Consider the following 21,001-nt stretch of genomic DNA (forward strand, 5'->3'; position numbering starts at 1 on the left):
GAGCCGGTGTGGGACGAGGCCCGGGTGGCCAGGAAGCGCTGAGGGCGTCCGGAGGGGCCTTGTGCGGGCGGTCGGCCGGTCGGCCGGGGTCCGGGGGTTGTCCCCCGGGGTGCGCAGTCTGGTGTTCGGGGCGGACGGGCGTCTGCGGGAGGTGCCGGAGCCGGTGTGGGACGAGGCCCGGGTGGCCAGGAAGCGCTGAGGGCGTCCGGAGGGGCCTTGTGCGGGCGGTCGGCCGGTCGGCCGGGGTCCGGGGGTTGTCCCCCGGGGTGCGCAGTCTGGTGTTCGGAGCGGACGGGCGTCTGCGGGAGGTGCCGGAGCCGGTGTGGGACGAGGCCCGGGTGGCGCGCAAGCGATAAGGTGCCCCGCCACGTTTTGACCCTGCCGGGCGGCGCCGGGTACTCTGTGGGTTCGTTATGCGTATTGGCTTGGTCGTTCTCACGCGAGGGGCCCTTACGCTTGTCCGTCGGGCTGGTTGCCGGTGGCCTGCACGCGGGTTGCGTCCCCGTGGTGCGGCCGTAGCCGTGTGATCTTCCTGTACGGACCGTGTCAGGACCCACTCAACTGAGAAAAGGCTACGACCGTGCGTACGTTCAGCCCCAAGCCCGGCGATGTGACGCGCCAGTGGCACATCATTGACGCGCAGGACGTCGTCCTGGGCCGTCTCGCCTCCACGGCAGCCTCCCTGCTGCGTGGCAAGCACAAGCCTGTGTACGCCCCGCACATGGACATGGGTGACTTCGTCGTCATCATCAACGCCGACAAGGTGCACCTGTCCGGCAACAAGAAGACCCAGAAGATGGCCTACCGCCACTCTGGCTTCCCGGGTGGTCTGCGCTCCGTCCGTTACGACGAGCTGCTCGACAAGAACCCCGAGAAGGCCGTCGAGAAGGCCATCAAGGGCATGCTGCCCAAGAACTCCCTCGGCCGTCAGATGCTCTCGAAGCTGAAGGTCTACTCGGGCGACCAGCACCCGCACGCCGCCCAGCAGCCCGTTCCGTTCGAGATCACCCAGGTCAAGCAGGGCTAAGTCCCGGCCACCGCCGAACCAGAAAGTCTGAGGAGAATCGTGGCTGAGACCACCGCCGAGACCCCCGTCATCGACGACGAGGCCGTCGAGGAGTACACCACCGAGACCGAGGTCGTCGAGTCGGAGTACACCTCCGAGTCCCTCGCCTCCCGCTTCGGCGAGCCGCAGCCGGCCGCCGGCCTGGGCCGTCGCAAGAACGCCATCGCCCGCGTCCGGATCGTTCCGGGCACCGGCAAGTGGAAGATCAACGGCCGCACCCTTGAGGACTACTTCCCCAACAAGGTGCACCAGCAGGAAGTCAACGAGCCCTTCAAGGTGCTCGAGCTCGACGACCGCTACGACGTCATCGCCCGCATCGCGGGTGGCGGCGTGTCCGGCCAGGCCGGCGCCCTGCGCCTCGGTGTGGCCCGCGCCCTCAACGAGGCCGACGTGGACAACAACCGCGGCGCCCTGAAGAAGGCCGGCTTCCTGAAGCGCGACGACCGTGCGGTCGAGCGCAAGAAGGCCGGTCTCAAGAAGGCCCGCAAGGCTCCGCAGTACAGCAAGCGCTAAATCGCGGCTTCGCTGCACTGCCCGAACGCCCCGGCGGCACGAAATGTGCCGCCGGGGCGTTCGGCCATTGGCGGCCCGGGGCGTATACCTGGAGGAAACGCCCTGGCCCCGGGCTCGACACCTTCACGTTCGGGGGTCCGTGTACGGACCCCGCACTCCAGTGTTTTCGGAGGACACCAGTGGGACGACTCTTCGGTACGGACGGTGTGCGCGGTGTCGCCAACGCCGATCTGACGGCAGAGCTCGCGCTCGGCCTGTCGGTCGCAGCGGCGCATGTGCTCGCCGAGGCGGGTTCCTTCGAGGGCCATCGCCCGGTGGCGGTGGTCGGCCGTGATCCGCGCGCGTCCGGGGAGTTCCTGGAGGCCGCCGTGGTGGCCGGACTGGCCAGTGCGGGCGTGGACGTCCTGCGGGTGGGCGTGCTGCCCACGCCCGCGGTCGCCTACCTCACCGGGGCGCTCGGCGCCGACCTCGGCGTGATGCTCTCCGCCAGCCACAACGCGATGCCCGACAACGGCATCAAGTTCTTCGCCCGCGGCGGCCACAAGCTCGCCGACGAGCTCGAGGACCGTATCGAGCAGACCTACCGGGCCCACGCCTCCGGCGAGCCCTGGGACCGGCCCACCGGCGCCGGCGTCGGCCGGGTCCGCGAGTACGACCAGGGCTTCGACAACTACGTCGCCCACCTGATCGGCGTCCTCCCCAACCGCCTCGACGGCCTCAAGGTCGTCATCGACGGCGCCCACGGCGCCGCGGCCCGGGTCTCGCCCGAGGCCTTTGCGCGGGCCGGCGCCGAGGTCGTCACCATCGGCACCGAGCCGGACGGCCTCAACATCAACCACGAGTGCGGCTCCACGCACCTGGGCAAGCTGCGCGCCGCCGTCGTCGAGCACGGCGCCGACCTGGGCGTGGCGCACGACGGCGACGCCGACCGCTGCCTGGCCGTGGACGCCAAGGGCGACGAGGTCGACGGCGACCAGATCCTGGCCGTGCTGGGTCTCGCCATGCGCGACGCCGGGTCGCTGCGCAAGAACACGATCGTGGCGACCGTGATGTCGAACCTGGGCTTCAAGCTGGCCATGGAGCGCGAGGGCGTCGACCTCGTCCAGACCGCGGTCGGCGACCGCTACGTCCTGGAGGAGATGAAGGCGAACGGCTTCGCCCTCGGCGGCGAGCAGTCCGGCCACGTCATCGTCCTGGACCACGCGACGACCGGCGACGGCACGCTGACCGGCCTGATGCTGGCGGCCCGCGTCGCCGCGACGGGCCGCTCGCTCGCGGAGCTGGCGGGCGTGATGGAGCGGCTGCCGCAGGTGCTCGTCAACGTGCGCGACGTCGACAAGTCGCGGGTCGCCACCTCGGAGGAGCTGGCGGAGGCCGTGAAGACGGCGGAGCGTGAACTCGGTTCCACCGGGCGGGTGTTGCTGCGGTCCTCGGGGACCGAGCCGCTGGTGCGGGTGATGGTCGAGGCTGCCGACATCGAGCAGGCCAGGGCTGTTGCACAGCGCTTGGCTGATGTTGTGAAGTCGGCGCTGGGGTAAGGCAGTTACCGGGGCTCCGCCCCGAACCCCGGACCGCACTGCGCGCGCCACGCGGCGGAGCCGCACATTGAGCACAGCCTCAAACGCCGGACGGGCTGAAATCAGCCCGTCCGGCGTTTGAGGACGAGCGGCGGCAGCCGCGAAAAACGGCGGGACCGGAACCCCTACAGCTTGCGCAGCGACAACCGCTGCACCTTGTGGTCCGGCCCCTTGCGCAGGATCAGGTTCGAACGGCCCCGCGTCGGGGCGACGTTCTCCAGCAGGTTGGGCTTGTTGATGGTCCGCCAGTTCCGGCGCGCGTAGTCGAGCGCCTCCTCCTCCGACACCTCCGTGTAGCGCCGGAAGTACGAGTCCGGGTCCTGGAACGCCGTGGCCCGCAGCTTCCGGAAGCGGTGGTAGTACCACTGCTCGATGTCCTCGGCCCGCGCGTCCACGTACACGCTGAAGTCGAAGAAGTCGGCGAGCCCGACCCGGGTGCGGCCGTCCTTGCCGGGCTGGGCCGGCTGGAGGACGTTGAGGCCCTCGACGATCAGGATGTCGGGGCGCTGCACGGTCAGCCGCTCGCCCGGCACGATGTCGTAGGTCAGGTGCGAGTAGACCGGCGCCGAGACCTCCTCCTTCCCGGCCTTCACGTCCGCGACGAACCGCGTCAGCGCCCGCCGGTCGTAGGACTCGGGGAAGCCCTTCCGCGACATCAGGCCCCGCGCCTGCAACTCCGCGTTGGGCAGCAGGAAGCCGTCCGTGGTGACCCGCTCCACCCGCGGGTGCTCGGGCCAGCGCGCGAGGAGGGCGCGCAGCAGCCGGGCCGTGGTCGACTTGCCGACGGCCACGCTGCCGGCGACGCCGATCACGAAGGGCGTGCCGCGCTGGGCCCCCTTCTCGCCGAGGAAGGTGTTGAGCGCGCCGCGCAGCTGTCCGGTGGCGCCCACGTAGAGGTTGAGCAGCCGGGAGAGCGGCAGGTAGATGTCGCGGACCTCGTCGAGGTCGATGACGTCGCCGAGCCCCTGCAGCGCCTCGACCTCTGCGGCCGTGAGCGGCAGCGGCGTGTTCTCGCGCAGGGCGCTCCACTCGGCCCGGGTGAGGTCGACGAAGGGCGAGGAGTCCGCACGCCGTCGCTGGTGCGGGGGTTGCGGCTGCTCTGTGGTGGTCGGCACGGCCCCATTCTGCGGGGGCCGCGGGCGGTGATCACCTCGGGGGTGTGTGGTGTGGGCGACACCGAGGGTCGCGTGTGGTGCCGGTGGGTGAAGTTTGGCCGGGAGCCTGTACTTACTCGCGGGTCAGGAATACGTTTCGGTCCTGCTGTGCCGTTTGTCCAGCCTTTCCGTTGTCCGGTCCGGTTCCGCACCCCGCGCGAGGCTCCCGTGTTCGTTCTCCGTCTCGTACACCGCCACCTGCGCTACTCGGTCCGGCGCGCGTTCCGCCGCTCCGGCTCCGGTTCCGCCGGCTGCCGCAGCGGCGACGCGGCCCGGGAGGCCTTCGCCGACCGGGTGCGCGGGGAGCTCGGCGCCGAGCTGCCGGAGGAGGACCTGGGGCAGGAGCTGGGCGACTGCCTGGACCGGTACGTCCTGGGCAGCAAGCCGCGCTGCGAGGAGGTCGAGTACCTGGATCTGGTGCAGGAGGCCATCTACCGGATCGAGCGCGGACGTTGAGGCCGGAGCCGTACGCTGCACTCCATGTGCGGAATCGTTGGGTATGTGGGAGGGCAGTGCGCCCTCGACGTCGTCCTCGCCGGGCTGCGGCGGCTGGAGTACCGCGGCTATGACTCGGCCGGTGTGGCGGTGCCTGCCGACGGCGGGCTCGCGGCCGCGAAGAAGGCCGGCAAGCTCGCCAATCTGGAGAAGGAGCTCGCCGCCCGCCCCCTGCCGTCCGGGCACACCGGCATCGGCCACACGCGGTGGGCCACGCACGGCGCGCCCAACGATGCCAATGCCCACCCTCATCTGGACAATCCGGGCCGCGTCGCGGTCGTCCACAACGGCATCATCGAGAACTTCGCCGCGCTGCGCGCCGAACTGGCCGGGCGCGGTCACGTGCTGACCTCGGAGACGGACACCGAGGTCGTCTCCCATCTGCTCTCGGAGGCCTTCTCCTCCTGCGGCGACCTCGCCGAGGCCATGCGGCAGGTGTGCCGCCTCCTGGAGGGCGCGTTCACGCTGGTCGCGGTGCACGCGGACGACCCGGACGTGGTGGTCGGCGCCCGCCGCAACTCCCCGCTGGTGGTCGGCGTGGGGGACGGCGAGGCCTTCCTCGCCTCGGACGTCGCGGCCTTCATCGCCCACACCCGGGAGGCCGTCGAGCTCGGCCAGGACCAGGTGGTCGAGCTCCGCCGGGAGAGCCTGGACGTGACGGTGACGGTCACCACCTTCGAGGGCAAGGACGCCGAGGTCCGCCCGTACCACGTCGACTGGGACGCCGCGGCCGCCGAGAAGGGCGGCTACGACTACTTCATGCTCAAGGAGATCGCCGAGCAGCCGAAGGCCGTCGCGGACACGCTGCTGGGCCGCATCGACGCGGCCGGGACGCTGTCGCTGGACGAGGTGCGGATCCCCGGCCCGGTGCTGCGGGAGGTCGACAAGGTCGTGATCGTGGCGTGCGGCACGGCGTACCACGCCGGGCTGATCGCCAAGTACGCGATCGAGCACTGGACGCGGATCCCGTGCGAGACGGAGCTGGCGAGCGAGTTCCGCTACCGCGACCCGATCCTCGGCCGGCGGACGCTGGTGATCGCCATCTCGCAGTCCGGCGAGACGATGGACACGCTGATGGCGCTGCGGCACGCGCGCGAGCAGGGCGCGAAGGTCCTGGCGATCTGCAACACGAACGGCTCGACGATTCCCCGCGAATCGGATGCCGTGCTCTACACGCACGCCGGCCCGGAGGTGGCGGTCGCCTCGACGAAGGCGTTCCTGACACAGCTGGTGGCCTGCTATCTGGTAGCGCTGTACCTGGGGCAGGTGCGCGGCACCAAGTGGGGCGACGAAGTCCGGTCCGTCGTACGGGAGTTGTCGGACATCGCCACGCAGGTGGACGAGGTCCTGGAGACGATGGAGCCGGTACGCGAACTGGCCCGCTCGCTGGCGGACAAGGGGACCGTGCTGTTCCTCGGCCGGCACGTCGGCTACCCGGTCGCCCTGGAGGGCGCGCTGAAACTGAAGGAGCTGGCGTACATGCACGCCGAGGGCTTCGCGGCGGGCGAGCTGAAGCACGGCCCGATCGCGCTGATCGAGGAGGACCTGCCGGTGGTGGTCGTGGTGCCGTCGCCGCGCGGCCGGTCCGTCCTGCACGACAAGATCGTCTCCAACATCCAGGAGATCCGGGCCCGCGGCGCCCGCACCATCGTGATCGCGGAGCGGGGCGACGAGGCGGTGCGCCCGTACGCGGACCACCTGATCGAGATCCCGGCGACCCCGGTGCTGCTGCAGCCGCTCGTCGCGACCGTCCCGCTCCAGGTCTTCGCCTGCGAGCTCGCGACGGCGCGGGGCAACGAGGTGGACCAGCCGCGCAACCTGGCGAAGTCGGTGACGGTCGAATGATCGTCGGAGTCGGCATCGACGTCGCCGAGATCGAACGTTTCGGCGCCGCGCTGGAGCGCACCCCCGGCATGGCGGAGCGCCTGTTCGTGGAGCGCGAGCTCTACCTGCCGAGCGGCCAGCGCCGCGGCACCGCCTCGCTCGCGGTCCGCTTCGCGGCCAAGGAGGCCCTGGCGAAGGCCCTGGGCGCCCCGGGCGGCCTGCTGTGGACGGATGCGGAGGTCGTCACGGAGAACAGCGGCCAGCCGCGCCTGGTGGTCACCGGGACGGTGGCGGCGCGGGCGGAGGCGCTGGGCGTGACGTCGTGGCACGTGTCGCTGAGCCATGACGCGGGGGTCGCTTCTGCGGTGGTGATTGCGGAGAAGTGAGGGGTGGTTCGCCGAACCCCTTTGACTCTCCAGCGACGGGAGACACCAAGGTGGCGGGCATGGACGGCGACACCACCCCCTTCCACTCCATCGGCGACCTCGCCCGGCTGACCGGGCTCACGGTCAAGACCATCCGGTTCTGGTCCGATGCCGGGGTGGTGCAGCCGGCCGCCCGCACACCCGCGGGCTACCGCCTCTACGACCACGACGCGCCGGCGCGCCTCGGTCTCGTCCGTACGCTGCGCGAACTCGGCGTCGGCCTCGCCACCGTCCGGCAGGTGCTGGAGCGCGAGGTCACCGTCGCCGAGGTCGCGGCCGTGCACGCCGAGGCCCTGGACCTGCAGATCCGCACGCTGCAGCTGCGCCGGGCCGTGCTGAGGGCGGTGGCCGGACGCGGGTCGACACCCGAGGAGACGGAACTCATGCACAAACTGGCCAACCTCTCCGACCAGGAACGCCGCCGCCTGGTCGGCGACTTCATCGACAGCACCTTCGAGGGACTCGACGTCGACCCCGAGTTCCTGGCGACGATGCGCAACGGCATGCCCGAGCTGCCGGAGGAACCGACGACCGCGCAGATCGACGCGTGGGTGGAGCTCGCCGAGCTCGTCCAGGACGACGCGTTCCGCGCGGCCATGCGCCGGGCCGCGGTCGATCAGATCCAGGCCCGGGAGCAGGCCGGGAGCCGTCCCGGCCCGGAGGAGGCCAAGCAGCTGGCGGCGCTGATCCAGGAACGGACGGCGCAGGCCAGGGAGGCGGGGATCGGGCCGGGCACCGCGGAGGCCCGGCCGGTACTCGACGACCTGGTCGCCCGGTGCGCGGAGTGGACCGGGCAGGAGAACGGCCCGGAGTTCCGGCAGTGGCTGCTGGACCGGCTGGAGATCGGCCACGACGCGCGCTTCGAGCGCTACTGGCAGCTGATCGCCGTCATCAACGGCTGGCCCATGCCGGACATGGGCCCGGCCACCGAGTGGCTGGCGGCTGCGCTGCGCGCCGCGTAGCGGGGGGCAGGGGCCGGGCGCCGTGGGCGGCGCCCGGCCCTCCACGGTCAGGGATTGACGTCGAGCACCCGCACCGGTCGGCCCGCCCAACGGTGGGGATCGGCGGTCGCGATGTACGCGCCATCGGGGCGTTCGGCGTTCGGTTCGGCTGCGTACCGGGCGTGTGCAGCCCCCCAGGTGTCCTTGCTCGCGATGCCCAGGGCCGCAGGCAGGTCCAGATCGAGGATGACGATGCCGGGCAGCGAGGCGATGTGTTCGGCTGTGCCGGGGCGGGTCCGGTCGGCTTCCACCACGGCGCATGCCGGTGCGTAAAGATGCCAGTCGGCATCTTCGTTCGCACGGTGGATGAGCCGGGATGTCATGGAGTTGCCCCGGCCTGCGGCGACCATGGCGGTTTCGTCGAAGACGATGTGCACGTGGTCACTCACCGGGAGGCCTCCGCCAGACGCCGGTCGATCTCGGCGTCGAGTCGGGCCTCTTCCTCCGGGCTCGGGTCGTAGCCGTTCCACTCGCGCAGGATCTGACGGGCCCGCTCGGCCTGCTCGGCCCGCTCGGCAGGGGTGAGAACGCTGTTGGCGAGGCGTGACAGATAGGCGCGCAGCGACAGGCCCTCCGCGGCGGCCACTGCGGCCAGGCGGTCGCGTGCTTCGGCGGGGATGCGGATGTTGGCATCGGCCATGGTGGTGTGTCCTCCCATGCGGCGCAGAGTATGGGTACCTCCACGTACCCATAACCGGTTCGCCCGAACCATCACCCGGAAGAGCGCCAGGCCCCGCGTTTCAGCCCCGCGCCACGTCCCGCCACACCCCCCGCAACCCCTCCGCCACGGCCATCGACGTGATCGGCGCCGCCCCCAGGTCCCGTGCCGCCAGCCCGTGCAGGTACGCCCCCACGGACGCCGCGTCCCGCCCCGGCAGGCCCGCCGCCAGCAGGGAGCCCGTGAGGCCCGAGAGGACGTCCCCGCTCCCCGCGGTCGCCAGCCACGGCGTCCCCGTGGGGTTCACCCGCACCGGGGTGCCCGCGCCGGAGGCGATCAGGGTCGTCGAGCCCTTCAGGAGGGCCGTCACCCCGAAGCGTTCCGCCAGGCCGCGCACCGCCGCCAGGCGGCCGGCCTCCACCTCCTCGCGGGACAGGCCCAGCAGGGCCGCGGCCTCACCGGCGTGCGGGGTCAGGACCGTCGCGGCGGTCCGGGCCCGTACCGCCCCGGCGTCCAGCAGGCGCAGGCCGTCCGCGTCGACGAGGACCGGGACGTCCTGGGCGAGGACGTCCTCCAGGGCCCGGCGGGCCTCCGCGCCGTCGCCCAGGCCCGGGCCCACCACCCACGCCTGGACCCGGCCCGCCTTCGACGGCGGGCCGGCCGTCACCAGGGTCTCGGGGAAGCGGGCGATCACCGCGTCCGCCGCGGGGCCGGCGTAGCGCACCGCGCCCGCGCCGCCCTGGAGGGCGCCGGCCACGGCCAGGACGGCGGCGCCGGGGTAGCGGGCCGAGCCCGCGACGATGCCGACCACACCGCGGCGGTATTTGTCACTCTCCGGCTCGGGGAAGGGGAGCAATTCGGCCACATCCGCGTGGTGGAGGGCCTCCACGTCCGGGGGGCCTTCGAGGAACGGCCCGAGGCCGATGTCGACCAGGCGCAGCGCCCCCGCGCACTCCCGCGCGGGGTCGATGAGCAGGCCCGGCTTGTAGGCCCCGAAGGTCACCGTCGCGTCCGCCCGCACCGCGGCCCCCCGCACTTCGCCGGTGTCCGCGTCCACGCCGCTCGGCAGGTCGACGGCCACCATGAGTGCCCCCTCCGCGGCCTGGACCAGGGCCGCCGCCTCCGGCCGCAGGCCGCCGCGGCCCCCGATGCCGACGATGCCGTCGACGACGAGGTCGGCCCGGCGGAGCACGGCCGCGCCGTCCGCGGCGGTCACCGCCCGGCCCCCGGCCGCCCGCAGGGCCGCCAGGCCGCCCTCGTGCGCCCGCTCCGGCGCGAGGAGTACCGCCGTGACCCCCGCGCCCCGGCGCGCGAGCCGGGCGCCCGCGTAGAGCGCGTCGCCCCCGTTGTCCCCGCTGCCGGCCAGCAGCGCCACCCGTGCCCCGTACACCTTCCCCAGCAGGTCCGCGCAGGCCGCGGCCAGCCCGGCCGCCGCCCGCTGCATCAGGGCGCCCTCGGGCAGCCGGGCCATGAGCGCGCGCTCGGCGGCCCGTACGGTCTCCACGCTGTAGCCAGTCCTCATGGGGCCAGCCTCCCCCACGGGTCACGGTCGCGACACCCGTCGCCCCGGGGGCCTGAGACACTGACGGGGATGAGTGAGACACCGATGCGCGTCCGAGCCGTGGTCGACCTGGCCGCCCTGCGGGCCAACGTACGCACCCTGAAGGCCCGCGCCCGTGGCGCGCAGCTGATGGCCGTGGTCAAGGCGGATGCGTACGGGCACGGCGCGCTGCCGTGCGCCCGCGCCGCCCGGGAGGCCGGCGCCGAGTGGGTCGGCACGGCCCTGCCGCAGGAGGCGCTCGCGCTGCGTGCCGCCGGGGACACCGGCCGGCTGATGTGCTGGCTGTGGACGCCGGGCGACCCGTGGCGGGAGGCCGTCGAGGCGGACATCGACGTCTCCGTCAGCGGCCTGTGGGCGCTGGACGAGGTCACCACGGCCGTCCGGGCCTGCGGCCGCCCCGCCCGCGTCCAGCTGAAGATCGACACCGGCCTGGGCCGCAACGGCTGCCAGCCCGGCGACTGGGAGCAGCTCGTGGCCGCCGCCCGCGCGGCGGAGGAGGCGGGCCTGGTCCGGGTCACCGGCATCTGGTCCCACTTCGCCTGCGCCGACGAGCCCGGGCACCCCTCCATCCGCGCCCAGCTGGCCGTCTTCCGGGACGCCGTCGGCTACGCGGAGCGCCAGGGCCTGCGCCCCGAGGTGCGGCACATCGCCAACTCCCCGGCCACCCTCACCCTCCCCGAGGCCCACTTCGACCTCGTGCGCACCGGCGTCGCGATGTACGGCATATCGCCGAGCCCCGAGCTCGGCACCCCGGAGTCGCTCGGCCTGCGGCCCGTGATGACGCTGACGGCCTCCCTGGCCTCGGTCAAGCGGGTGCCCGGCGGCCACGGCGTCTCGTACGGGCTCCAGTACACGACCCCGGGCGAGACGACCCTGGCGCTCGTCCCCGTCGGCTACGCGGACGGCATCCCGCGCGCCGCCTCCGGCACCGGCCCCGTGCTGATCGGCGGCAAGTGGCGCACGGTCGCGGGCCGGGTCGCGATGGACCAGTTCGTCGTGGACCTCGGCGGCGACGGCGCGGAGCCCGGGGACGAGGCCGTCCTCTTCGGCCCCGGCGACCACGGCGAGCCCACCGCCGAGGACTGGGCAAGAGCGACCGGAACCATCGCCTACGAAGTGGTCACCCGCATCTCGGTGCGTGTGCCCCGCGTCTATGTCGGTGACACTGCAAGTACCGGCAGCACTGCGCGCACACCACGTGGTGACACGGGACGTGACCACGACACGGGGGGCACAGGATGAGCGAGGGCGACAGTACGGGCACGGCGGCGGCCGGCGCCGCCTGGCGGCGCGGGGCGGGTTTCGCCGGGGCCGCGGTCGGGGTCGTGGCGGCCGGAGCCGCCGTCGGGGTCGCCGTGGAGCGGCTGACGGTCGGGCGCGGCATGCGCCGCAAGGCGCGCCTCGCCCTGGACTCGTCGGGCCCGTACGGGACGCTGCGCGGCACGCCCGGGACGGCCGTCGCCGCGGACGGCACCGAGCTGTACTACGAGGTCGACGAGGTCGCGGAGCCGGAGGCGGAGCGCCCCGGGCGCCGCTTCGGCCGCCGGACGGCCGCCGCGGCGCCGCCCGTCACGGTCGTCTTCAGCCACGGCTACTGCCTGAGCCAGGACTCCTGGCACTTCCAGCGCGCCGCCCTGCGCGGCAAGGTCCGCATGGTCTTCTGGGACCAGCGCAGCCACGGCCGCTCCGAGCGCGGGCGCGGCACCCCCCTCTCCGTCGACCTCCTCGGCCACGACCTGAAGGCCGTCATCGACGCCGCCGCCCCCGAGGGGCCGCTGGTGCTCGTGGGGCACTCGATGGGCGGCATGACGACCATGGCGCTCGCCGCGCACCACCCCGGCCTGATCGCGGAGCGCGTCGTCGGCGCGGCCTTCGTCAACACGTCCTCGGGACGGATGTCCGAGGTGACGTACGGGCTCCCGGCCGCCGGGTGGAGCGTGGCGCGGCGGATCCTGCCGGGCGCCTTCAAGCTGATGACGACCCAGACCGAGCTGGTCGAGAAGGGCCGCCGGGCCACCAGCGAGATCATCGGCGGCGTCATCAAGCGCTACTCGTTCGGCGCGGGGGACGTCGATCCCGCGGTGGCGCGGTTCGCCGAGCGGCTGATCGAGGCGACGCCGGTGGACGTGGTCGCCGAGTTCTACGCGGTCTTCGCCGGGCACGACAAGCTCGCGGCGCTGTCCGCCTTCGACCACCTGCCGGTGCTGGTCCTCGCCGGCGACAAGGACATGGTCATCCCGCACACCCACAGCGAGGTCATCGCCGAGGCCCTGCCGGACGCCGAGCTGGTGCTGGTCCCCGGGGCCGGGCACATGGTGATGATGGAGCACCCCGGACTCGTCGACGACCACCTCGCGGAGCTGCTGGCCGAGGCGGGTGCCGTGGGCGCCGCGACGCCGCGCACCGCCCCGGCCCCGTAACATCGGTCTGCATGAACGCCCCGCACGACACCACCGGCCGCCCCGGCGCCGCAGCGCAGCTCACCGTCAAGTCCGCCGACGACATGCGGGAGTTGGGCCGCCGGCTCGCGGGCCTGCTGCGCCCCGGCGACCTCGTGCTGCTCTCCGGCGAGCTCGGCGCCGGCAAGACGACGCTGACCCGCGGCCTGGGCGAGGGCCTCGGCGTGCGCGGTGCCGTCACCTCGCCGACGTTCGTGATCGCCCGGGTCCACCCGTCGCTGCGGGGCGGCCCGGCGCTCGTCCACGTCGACGCCTACCGCCTGTCCGGCGGGCTGGACGAGATGGAGGACCTCGACCTCGACGTCTCCCTGCCGGAGTCGGTGATCGTCGTGGAGTGGGGCGACGGCAAGGTCGAGGACCTGTCGGACGACCGGCTGCGGGTCGTCATCGAGCGGGCCGTCGGGGCGGACGGCCTCGCGATCGACGAGGCGGACGACATCCGCACCGTGACCGTGACGGGCATGGGCGCCCGCTGGGCGGACGCGGACCTGGCCCCGCTGGGCTGAGGCGCGGAGGCGCGTATTCCGACAACATTCCGACAAGCCGTCGGCAAAATGTTGCGCGGGTGCCTCCGGGCGTGGTCACATGGACTGCAGAGACTCGGTTAGGTCTACCTAACTTCGCCCATGGCATCCCTGGAGGCGCACATGTCGGCCCACGAGCCTGCGAGCCGCTCCGCCGAGGAGCGGACGCCTTCGATGCGCGATCTGCTCGCGGCGTGCGCGGCGGCCGATGCGGTGTCGACTCCGCCGAAGGACGAGGACGAGCCCCCGGCCGAGCCGGCCGAGGACCGGCGGGAGCGCGACGCGGCGTAGCAGGGCCTTACGGAACGACGACGACCTTCGTCCCGCTCACGGCGAACTCCCACATGGCCCGCCCGTCCGCAGGCTTCTCCCTGATCGCGCCCGTCTTCTTCCCGGAGTTCGGGTTCGGCGAGGATCCGTCGACCGCGGCGCTGAAGCCGAAGACCACCCCGTTCACCGCGTTGAACCGCACCACGTGCTCCACCGGGATCCCGTCCGACCCGGTGATGTTCGCGGAGCGTGACGTCACCGTGTACGTCCCCGGCTGCGGGCTCACCGCGCTCGGCGCGACGTCGAAGGTCCGCGAGGCCTTGCCGTCCGCCCCCACCAGCCACACCCGCTTCTGCGCGAGCGCGTAGACGACCCGCATCCCGGTGCCCGAGGCCGCCGGAACCGCGTTCGCCGCCTGCTGCTGGCCGCCCTGCGGGCCCGCGGCCGGCTTGCCGCCCTGCTGCTGGGACTGCTTGTCCTTGCCCGCGGCGGCGTGGTGACGGGCGGGCTTGTCGGGCGCGGCCTCGGCCTGGTAGGCGAGGAAGCCGACCCCGGCCAGCGCCGCCGCGGTGAGCGCGGCCACGATGACCCCCGAGCTGCTGCGTGCCACGCTGAGCACCCCTTCGTCTGCGAATACGCTGCGGATACGCGTACGCGCGCATACGCTGCCCTGCTCCCCCATGGCCTGAACGGCATGGGGGTACCCCCGGCCGACCGTAGCACCTGGACGAGCCCCCGCCGTGCCCCCGGCAGCCCCGGTGCGCACACCCGCCCGGTTCCCGGCCGGGCACCGGCCGCCCCACCCGGCGCCGTACGCTTGTCGGTGTGCTGCTGCTCGCTCTTGATACCGCCACCCCCGCCGTCACCGTAGCCCTCCACGACGGCGACTCCGTCGTCGCCGAGTCGGGTCAGGTGGACGCCCGCAGGCACGGTGAGCTGCTGCTTCCCGCCGTCGACCGGGTGCTCGCCGAGGCCGGCCGCAAGCTCGCGGACGTGACGGACATCGTCGTCGGCGTCGGCCCCGGCCCGTACACCGGCCTGCGCGTCGGCATCGTCACGGCGGCCACCTTCGGCGCCGCGCTCTCCGTCCCGGTCCACGGTCTGTGCTCGCTCGACGGCATTGCGTACGCGGCCGGGCAGGCGGGCCTGACCGGCGAGTTCGTCGTCGCGACGGACGCCCGCCGCAAGGAGGTCTACTGGGCCCGCTACGCGGACCCGCGCACCCGCCTGACCGAGCCCGCCGTGGACCGCCCCGCCGACCTCACCGAGAAGCTGGCCGGCCTGACGGCCGTCGGCGCGGGAGCCGTCCTGTACGCCGACGCCTTCACGGACGTCCGGGCCGACCTGCCACAGCACCAGTCCGCGGCCGCCCTGGCGGCGCTCGCGGCCGAGAAGCTGCGCACGGGCGGGGAGTTCCTGCCGGACCAGCCGCTGTACCTGCGCCGTCCCGACGCCCAGGTACCGGCCAACTACAAGGTGGTCACCCCGAAGTGACGGCGACACCCGTGCCCGACCCGGCCGAAGTGCCCGTCCGCATCCGGGAGATGCGCTGGTGGGACATCGGGCCGGTGCTGGAGCTGGAGCGCGAGCTCTTCCCGCACGACGCCTGGTCCAAGGGTTTGTTCTGGTCCGAACTGGCCCACGCGCGCGGGCCGAACGCCAACCGCCGCTACGTGGTCGCCGAGACCGGCGAGGAGAAGCCCCGCGTCGTCGGCTACGCCGGGCTCGCCGCCGTCGACGGCACCGGCGACGTCCAGACCATCGCGGTCTCCTACGACTTCTGGGGCACCGGCCTCGGCGCCCGGCTGCTCGCCGAGCTGCTGACCACCGCGACCTCCTTCGAGTGCCGCGAGGTGCTGCTCGAAGTGCGCGTCGACAACACCCGGGCCCAGCGCCTCTACGAGCGCTTCGGCTTCGAGCCGGTCGGCGTCCGCCGCGGCTACTACCAGCCGGGCAACGTCGACGCCCTCGTCATGCGCCTCTCCGACCCTTCTACCGCAGTGCAAGGAATGACCCATGGCTCGCAAGGCTGACGAACCCCTCGTCCTCGGCATCGAGACCTCGTGCGACGAGACCGGCGTCGGCATCGTCCGCGGCCACACGCTCCTCGCGGACGCGGTCGCCTCCAGCGTCGACGAGCACGCCCGCTTCGGCGGCGTCGTCCCCGAGGTCGCCAGCCGGGCGCACCTGGAGGCGATGGTCCCGACGATCCAGCGCGCCCTGAAGGAGGCCGGGGTCAGCGCGAAGGACCTCGACGGCATCGCGGTGACGGCCGGCCCGGGCCTCGCGGGCGCGCTGCTCGTGGGCGTCTCGGCGGCGAAGGCGTACGCCTTCGCGCTCGGCAAGCCGCTGTACGGCGTGAACCACCTGGCCTCCCACATCTGCGTGGACCAGCTCGAACACGGTGCCCTGCCGGAGCCGACGATGGCGCTGCTCGTGAGCGGCGGCCACTCCTCGCTGCTGCTGGCCCCCGACATCACCTCCGACGTCCGCCCGCTGGGCTCCACCATCGACGACGCGGCGGGCGAGGCCTTCGACAAGATCGCCCGTGTCCTCCACCTCGGCTTCCCGGGCGGCCCGGTCATCGACCGCTACGCGCGCGAGGGCGACCCGGAGGCGATCCGCTTCCCGCGCGGCCTGACCGGCCCGCGCGACCCCGCCTACGACTTCTCCTTCTCGGGCCTCAAGACGGCGGTGGCCCGCTGGATCGAGGCCAAGCGCGCCGCGGGCGAGGACGTCCCCGTCGCGGACGTGGCGGCGTCCTTCCAGGAGGCGGTCGTCGACGTGCTGACCCGCAAGGCCGTCCGCGCCTGCAAGGACGAGGGCGTCGACCACCTCATGATCGGCGGCGGCGTCGCCTCCAACTCCCGCCTGCGCGCGATGGCGCAGCGCCGCTGCGAGGACGCGGGCATCACCCTGCGCATCCCGCGCCCGAAGCTGTGCACGGACAACGGCGCCATGGTCGCGGCGCTGGGCGCGGAGATGGTGGCACGGGGCCGGGCGGCCTCGTCGTGGGACCTCTCGGCGGACTCCTCGCTGCCGGTGACGGAGCCGCACGTGCCGGGACACGGCCACGACCATGGGCACGGTCATGGGCACGGTCACGACCACGACCACTTCCACGAGTTGAGCAAGGACAACCTGTATTCCTGACGGCTTATCCTGATGCTCGTACAACCGGGGGAGACGGGGAAGGCGGCGATCCGCGGTGGAATGGTTCTGGTGGGCGTTCATCTTCGCCGGCCCTGCTGCGGGCATCGTCGCCAAGGTCACCGAACCCGTGCGCAGCGGGCTCAAGATGCGCCATGAGCGCAAGCTGGCGGAGCTGGAGGCGCAGCGCGAAGCCCAGCGCGAGGAGCGCGCTGCGCTGGAGGCAGCCGCCAAGCCGCCCGCGCCGGTGTGCGGTTGCGGACACCACCTCGCCAAGCACGACAAGCAGGGCAAGTGCCATGAGTCGGTCGAGGTGGCCGTCGCCTGGGACGCGGACAAGAAGCCGGTCCGCTACGAGCCGGGCCGGTGCAACTGCCAGCAGTACGTGGGCCCGCAGCCGTTGACGACGCTCTACGCGGAGGATCTGACGGACCTGGACTGAGCGGGGCCTACGCCCGGACCGCCTGCCCCAGCAGCATCGCCGGCGCCCCGGCAACTCGCGTCAGAACGATCACGCAGGAGTTCGGCCCGTCGAGCTTCAGCTTCTTGCGGAGCTCCTCCGGCTCGACGGCAGACCCCCGCTTCTTGATCACGGCCACGCCGATCGCGCGCTCGCGCACGATCGCCTTCAGCTTCTTGAGGTTGAAGGGGAGCACGTCCGTGATCTCGTACGCCGCCGCATACGGCGTCGCGCGCAGCTCGTCGGCCGTCACGTACGCGATCGTCTCGTCGACGAGCCCGCCGCCCAGCTCCTCCGCGATCTCCGCGACCAGGTGCGCCCGGATCACCGCGCCGTCAGGTTCGTACAGATACCGCCCCACCGGGCGGACCGCCGGGTCCGGGAGGCCGCGGCCCGTCAGCGACGCGCCCCCCGGCAGGAGCGTCGCCCGCCGGACGCCCGGGTCCGTGCCGAACCACAGCACGGCCTCCTTCACATCCCCGCCGTCCGAGATCCACTCCGCCTCCGCCTCCTCGGGGACCGCCTCGTGCGGCACCCCCGGCGCGATCTTGAGCGCCGCGAACGGGGCCTTGCGGGCGGCACCGACCGCCCAGGACAGCGGCGGCGAATAGGCCTCGGGGTCGAAGATCCGGCCGCGGCCGCCGCGCCGCGCCGGGTCGACGAAGACCGCGTCGTACGCGGAGGCGTCGACCTCGGTCACGTCCGCGCAGCGCACCTCGATCAGCTCGGACAGCCCCAGCGCCGCCGCGTTCGCCCGGACGACCTCGCAGGTCAGCGGGTCGCGGTCGACGGCGAGCACCGAGACGCCCGCCCGCGCCAGCGCGATCGCGTCGCCCCCGATGCCACAGCAGAGGTCGGCCACCCGGCGCACCCCGAGCGCCGCGAAGCGGCGGGCACGGTACGCGGCGACCGAGGTGCGGGTCGCCTGCTCGACGCCGTGGGGGGTGAAGTACATGCGGTACGCATCCTCGGTACCGAACTTCGCGACCGCCCGCTGCCGCAGCCGCGCCTGCCCGAGCGCGGCGGACACCAGCTCGGCGGGATGCTCCCGCCGCAGCCGGGTCGCTGCCGCTAGCTCCTGGGAGGGGTCGTAGTGGCGCAGCTCGCCGAGGAGGCGGCGGCCCTCGTCGGTGAGCAGGGAGGCGAAGGCGTCGACGTCTGGTGCAGGCACGGTGCCATTCTCGCCGACGGCTGTTCATCAGCCCGTCCGGCGTTTGAGGACACCGCGCGCAGCGCGGTCCGGGGTTCGGGGCGGAGCCCCGAGAAATGGCGAAAGGGCGGGACCGGGGCACCCCGAAACACGGTCACCACTGCCCACCGGAGCGTGACAGCAGGGGGGTCGGCTTGTGAGGCGACCCATAGGGCCCAGGTCACATACGACTCGCGGTAGTGGACCTCGATGGGGTCAATTCGGGCATTCTGCTCGCTTTGGGGGTGTCCCTTTCCGCCCGGTCCGGTAGTAGGTCACACCTTTGCCAGCGGGTTTTTCCGCCGCTAACACTGGTCGGGTCGCACGGCGCCGTCGAACGAGACACGGCGCTTCTTTCGCGCCAATGACGGCCACTGCGACTTCGCGACTGAAAGGGATCTTCTCGCTCATGCGCTCCACCATCTCCGGCTATACCGCTCTGCCCAAGGCCCACAAGTTCTCCGCCGCTGCCGTTGCGGCGACCGGCGTCGCCGCTGTCGCCCTGGCCGCCGTCGGCGCCGGCACCGCCAGCGCCGCCCCGGCCGTCAAGACGGTCGCCCAGAACGCCCAGGCCTTCGGCGAGACCCAGCAGGACGAGCTGAGCAAGCAGACCGACACCGCCGCCGCCCAGGCCAGGACCGCCGCTGCCGCCGCCAAGGCCGCCGAGCGCACCGCCCAGCAGGCCGCCAGCCGTTCCACCGAGCGCGCCCCGATCAAGGCCGAGAAGGCCGAGGCCGCTGCTCCGGCTCCCAAGGCCTATGGCAACAACCTGGACGGCTGGATCACCCAGGCGCTGGACATCATGAAGGCCAAGGGCATCCCCGGCTCCTACGAGGGCATCAAGCGCAACATCATGCGCGAGTCGACCGGCAACCCCCAGGCGGTCAACGACTGGGACGTCAACGCCGCTGCCGGCATCCCCTCCAAGGGCCTGCTGCAGATCATCGACCCGACCTTCAAGGCGTACCACGTCGAGGGCACCTCCTGGGACATCTACGACCCGGTCGCCAACATCGTCGCCTCCTGCAACTACGCCGCCGACAAGTACGGCTCCATGGACAGCGTCAACTCCGCCTACTAAGAGCAGGCAGCCACCGCGCACAGGGCGGCAGCACCCCGATCGGGGGAGCTGCCGCCCTTTCGCGTCCGCTCACCCCCCGAGGGGGAATGCCTCGAACGTGCGGACAAGAATCGTTCGAGTGAGCTCGCCTGTTTCCGGCCTCCGGGCCGCCCTCGCCTGTGCCGCCGCCCTGCTCCTCGCGGGCACGCTGTCCGGTTGCTCGAACGGCTCGTCCCACCCCTCCCGGCCGGAGACATCCGCCCCGGAGAGCAGCGCCCCGCCCGCTCCCCGGCCCGACGCCGCCGCCTACCGCCGCTGGGGCCTCGACGGGCCCCTCGCGCCGCCGCCCGTGCCGCCGTCCACCCGGCTGACCGCGACGGTCAAGCCCGGCGAGGCCCCGCAGATCGTCCGGCGGGTGCGGACCGCCGACAAGATCGTCTTCCTCACCTTCGACGACGGGGCCGAGAAGGACCCGGAGTTCGTGAAGATGGCCGAGGACCTGAAGCTGCCGTTCACGATGTTCCTGACGGACAGCATCGCGCGCTCCGGAAGCGGCTACGGCTACTTCGACCGGCTCCGCGCCGCGGGCCCCGCCCCGGGCAACGCCGTGCAGAACCACACCCTGACCCACCCCAACCTGCGCACCCTCTCCGCCGAGGCGCAGCGCAAGGAGATCTGCGGGCAGCAGGACATCCTGGAGAAGCGGTTCGGCAGCCGCCCCGTCCTCTTCCGGCCCCCGTACGGCAACTACAACGACCAGACCCTCGCCGCGGCGGGCGGCTGCGGGGTGCGCGCGGTCGTGCTGTGGGAGGCGACGATGCAGATCAACGACATGCGTTACGCGGAAGGGGGCGGGCTGCGCCCCGGCGACATCGTCCTCGCGCACTTCCGCGGCCCGTCCGAGCTCAAGGGCACGACGATGACGCAGATGGTGACGAACATGCTGCGCAGCATCCAGAAACAGGGCTACACGGTGGCGCGCCTGGAGGACTACGTGTAGGTGCGCGCCCCCGCGACGCGCCGCCCCGCAGGTGGAGTAGGCGCCCCGCCCCCCGGGTAGGTCATGGCTCGCCGCACGGCGAATTGGCACTCCGCTTGACCGAGTGCTAACCGCGTCATAGTCTCGGCTCCGTTGGCACTCTCCACCGGTGAGTGCCAAACACAGCGACGGGCAGGTCCGGCACCCGCGACGACGGATCCACCTGGTCGCCACCTCAGACAATTGACCCCGTGAGATCTCCGAAGGGGGAGGTCGGATCGTGACGACCGCCAGCTCCAAGGTTGCCATCAAGCCGCTTGAGGACCGCATCGTGGTCCAGCCGCTCGACGCCGAGCAGACCACGGCCTCCGGCCTGGTCATCCCGGACACCGCGAAGGAGAAGCCCCAGGAGGGTGCTGTCCTCGCCGTCGGTCCGGGCCGCTTCGAGAACGGCGAGCGCCTGCCGCTCGACGTGCAGGTCGGCGACGTCGTGCTCTACAGCAAGTACGGCGGCACCGAGGTGAAGTACAACGGCGACGAGTACCTCGTCCTCTCGGCTCGCGACGTGCTCGCGATCATCGAGAAGTAATTCACCCCGAAGCCACAGGCTTTCGAGGCTTTTGACTGCGCCCCTGG

The 21,001-nt window shown here is 72.6% G+C and carries 24 protein-coding genes; 18 read left to right on the top strand and 6 right to left on the bottom strand.

Annotated features, from left to right (window positions below; translation table 11 throughout):
- Positions 1-580: 580 nt before the first annotated feature.
- The 3 genes from rplM (at position 581) to glmM (ending at position 3,117) form a co-directional block, all read left to right on the top strand.
- Positions 581-1,027 carry a 50S ribosomal protein L13 gene (rplM, locus tag ACMATS_RS21690; RefSeq protein WP_390779883.1) on the top strand — a complete coding sequence of 149 codons (447 nt, stop codon included), beginning with the start codon at positions 581-583 and terminating at the stop codon, positions 1,025-1,027.
- A gap of 39 nt (positions 1,028-1,066) precedes the next feature.
- Positions 1,067-1,579 carry a 30S ribosomal protein S9 gene (gene rpsI / locus ACMATS_RS21695; RefSeq protein WP_390779884.1) on the top strand — a complete coding sequence of 171 codons (513 nt, stop codon included), beginning with the start codon at positions 1,067-1,069 and terminating at the stop codon, positions 1,577-1,579.
- Between the two features lie 179 nt (positions 1,580-1,758).
- A complete protein-coding gene (glmM, locus tag ACMATS_RS21700) occupies positions 1,759-3,117 on the top strand; it encodes a phosphoglucosamine mutase (protein WP_336413020.1) in 1,359 nt (452 codons plus the stop codon).
- A 164-nt stretch (positions 3,118-3,281) separates the two neighbouring features.
- Here the strand turns inward: glmM and coaA are convergent, their stop codons facing one another.
- Complete coding sequence (gene coaA, locus ACMATS_RS21705) at positions 3,282-4,271, bottom strand: type I pantothenate kinase (RefSeq protein ID WP_336413019.1); 990 nt, start codon at positions 4,269-4,271, stop codon at positions 3,282-3,284.
- A 207-nt stretch (positions 4,272-4,478) separates the two neighbouring features.
- On the opposite strand from coaA, the gene ACMATS_RS21710 reads away from it, so the two are divergent.
- From ACMATS_RS21710 to ACMATS_RS21725, 4 genes are read left to right on the top strand one after another with little or no spacing between them, the layout of a single operon-like run.
- Complete coding sequence (locus ACMATS_RS21710) at positions 4,479-4,766, top strand: hypothetical protein (RefSeq protein WP_390779885.1); 288 nt, start codon at positions 4,479-4,481, stop codon at positions 4,764-4,766.
- 24 nt (positions 4,767-4,790) lie between these two features.
- A complete protein-coding gene (glmS, locus tag ACMATS_RS21715) occupies positions 4,791-6,650 on the top strand; it encodes a glutamine--fructose-6-phosphate transaminase (isomerizing) (RefSeq protein WP_414168759.1) in 1,860 nt (619 codons plus the stop codon).
- Positions 6,647-7,015 carry a holo-ACP synthase gene (locus ACMATS_RS21720; protein ID WP_336413016.1) on the top strand — a complete coding sequence of 123 codons (369 nt, stop codon included), beginning with the start codon at positions 6,647-6,649 and terminating at the stop codon, positions 7,013-7,015. The genes glmS and ACMATS_RS21720 overlap by 4 nt, the downstream gene beginning before the upstream one ends.
- A gap of 59 nt (positions 7,016-7,074) precedes the next feature.
- Positions 7,075-8,016 (top strand): MerR family transcriptional regulator, encoded by a 942-nt coding sequence (locus ACMATS_RS21725; RefSeq protein WP_390779887.1) that lies wholly within the window; start codon positions 7,075-7,077, stop codon positions 8,014-8,016.
- 47 nt (positions 8,017-8,063) lie between these two features.
- Here ACMATS_RS21725 and ACMATS_RS21730 read toward each other — a convergent pair whose 3' ends face one another.
- The 3 genes from ACMATS_RS21730 to ACMATS_RS21740 form a co-directional block, all read right to left on the bottom strand.
- Complete coding sequence (locus ACMATS_RS21730) at positions 8,064-8,444, bottom strand: hypothetical protein (protein WP_391155796.1); 381 nt, start codon at positions 8,442-8,444, stop codon at positions 8,064-8,066.
- The gene (locus ACMATS_RS21735) at positions 8,441-8,713 is read right to left on the bottom strand and encodes a hypothetical protein (RefSeq protein ID WP_414168760.1); all 273 of its coding nucleotides are present in this window, start codon (positions 8,711-8,713) and stop codon (positions 8,441-8,443) included. Before ACMATS_RS21735 ends, ACMATS_RS21730 begins: the two co-directional genes overlap by 4 nt.
- Before the next feature lie 82 nt (positions 8,714-8,795).
- On the bottom strand, positions 8,796-10,235 hold the full coding sequence (locus tag ACMATS_RS21740) for an NAD(P)H-hydrate dehydratase (RefSeq protein WP_414168761.1): 1,440 nt from the start codon (positions 10,233-10,235) through the stop codon (positions 8,796-8,798).
- A 69-nt stretch (positions 10,236-10,304) separates the two neighbouring features.
- Between ACMATS_RS21740 and alr the strand changes: the two genes are divergently transcribed.
- The 4 genes from alr to ACMATS_RS21760 all read left to right on the top strand — a co-directional run bounded on the left by alr (position 10,305) and on the right by ACMATS_RS21760 (position 13,548).
- The gene (gene alr, locus ACMATS_RS21745) at positions 10,305-11,516 is read left to right on the top strand and encodes an alanine racemase (protein WP_390779891.1); all 1,212 of its coding nucleotides are present in this window, start codon (positions 10,305-10,307) and stop codon (positions 11,514-11,516) included.
- Positions 11,513-12,694, top strand: a complete 1,182-nt coding sequence (locus tag ACMATS_RS21750) for an alpha/beta fold hydrolase (protein ID WP_390779892.1) — start codon at positions 11,513-11,515, stop codon at positions 12,692-12,694. Before alr ends, ACMATS_RS21750 begins: the two co-directional genes overlap by 4 nt.
- Before the next feature lie 11 nt (positions 12,695-12,705).
- Positions 12,706-13,239: a tRNA (adenosine(37)-N6)-threonylcarbamoyltransferase complex ATPase subunit type 1 TsaE gene (tsaE, locus tag ACMATS_RS21755; RefSeq protein ID WP_390779893.1), complete on the top strand. Its 534-nt coding sequence runs from the start codon at positions 12,706-12,708 to the stop codon at positions 13,237-13,239.
- A gap of 120 nt (positions 13,240-13,359) precedes the next feature.
- Entirely contained in the window at positions 13,360-13,548 is a 189-nt protein-coding gene (locus ACMATS_RS21760) for a hypothetical protein (RefSeq protein ID WP_390780185.1), read from the top strand.
- A gap of 7 nt (positions 13,549-13,555) precedes the next feature.
- Here the strand turns inward: ACMATS_RS21760 and ACMATS_RS21765 are convergent, their stop codons facing one another.
- Positions 13,556-14,137 (bottom strand): L,D-transpeptidase, encoded by a 582-nt coding sequence (locus ACMATS_RS21765; RefSeq protein WP_390779894.1) that lies wholly within the window; start codon positions 14,135-14,137, stop codon positions 13,556-13,558.
- Positions 14,138-14,352: 215 nt separating this feature from the next.
- On the opposite strand from ACMATS_RS21765, the gene tsaB reads away from it, so the two are divergent.
- The 4 genes from tsaB to ACMATS_RS21785 are packed head-to-tail and all read left to right on the top strand — an operon-like array spanning position 14,353 to position 17,119.
- Positions 14,353-15,021, top strand: a complete 669-nt coding sequence (gene tsaB / locus ACMATS_RS21770) for a tRNA (adenosine(37)-N6)-threonylcarbamoyltransferase complex dimerization subunit type 1 TsaB (RefSeq protein WP_390779895.1) — start codon at positions 14,353-14,355, stop codon at positions 15,019-15,021.
- Between the two features lie 50 nt (positions 15,022-15,071).
- Positions 15,072-15,560, top strand: a complete 489-nt coding sequence (gene rimI / locus ACMATS_RS21775) for a ribosomal protein S18-alanine N-acetyltransferase (protein ID WP_414170759.1) — start codon at positions 15,072-15,074, stop codon at positions 15,558-15,560.
- Entirely contained in the window at positions 15,544-16,680 is a 1,137-nt protein-coding gene (gene tsaD / locus ACMATS_RS21780) for a tRNA (adenosine(37)-N6)-threonylcarbamoyltransferase complex transferase subunit TsaD (protein ID WP_414168762.1), read from the top strand. Before rimI ends, tsaD begins: the two co-directional genes overlap by 17 nt.
- Before the next feature lie 55 nt (positions 16,681-16,735).
- Positions 16,736-17,119: a hypothetical protein gene (locus ACMATS_RS21785; protein ID WP_171082845.1), complete on the top strand. Its 384-nt coding sequence runs from the start codon at positions 16,736-16,738 to the stop codon at positions 17,117-17,119.
- A gap of 7 nt (positions 17,120-17,126) precedes the next feature.
- On the opposite strand, the gene ACMATS_RS21790 is transcribed toward ACMATS_RS21785, so the two are convergent.
- Positions 17,127-18,308 (bottom strand): THUMP-like domain-containing protein, encoded by a 1,182-nt coding sequence (locus tag ACMATS_RS21790; RefSeq protein ID WP_414168763.1) that lies wholly within the window; start codon positions 18,306-18,308, stop codon positions 17,127-17,129.
- A gap of 427 nt (positions 18,309-18,735) precedes the next feature.
- Here ACMATS_RS21790 and ACMATS_RS21795 point away from each other — a divergent pair, with 427 nt between their 5' ends.
- From ACMATS_RS21795 to groES, 3 genes are all read left to right on the top strand, one after another.
- A complete protein-coding gene (locus ACMATS_RS21795; protein WP_414168764.1) occupies positions 18,736-19,407 on the top strand; it encodes a transglycosylase SLT domain-containing protein in 672 nt (223 codons plus the stop codon).
- A 118-nt stretch (positions 19,408-19,525) separates the two neighbouring features.
- Positions 19,526-20,386, top strand: a complete 861-nt coding sequence (locus tag ACMATS_RS21800; RefSeq protein WP_414168765.1) for a polysaccharide deacetylase family protein — start codon at positions 19,526-19,528, stop codon at positions 20,384-20,386.
- 259 nt (positions 20,387-20,645) lie between these two features.
- A complete protein-coding gene (groES, locus tag ACMATS_RS21805) occupies positions 20,646-20,954 on the top strand; it encodes a co-chaperone GroES (protein WP_030022440.1) in 309 nt (102 codons plus the stop codon).
- Positions 20,955-21,001: the final 47 nt, after the last annotated feature.

This window comes from Streptoverticillium reticulum (genome assembly GCF_047456005.1).
GTDB lineage: Bacteria > Actinomycetota > Actinomycetes > Streptomycetales > Streptomycetaceae > Streptomyces > Streptomyces reticulum.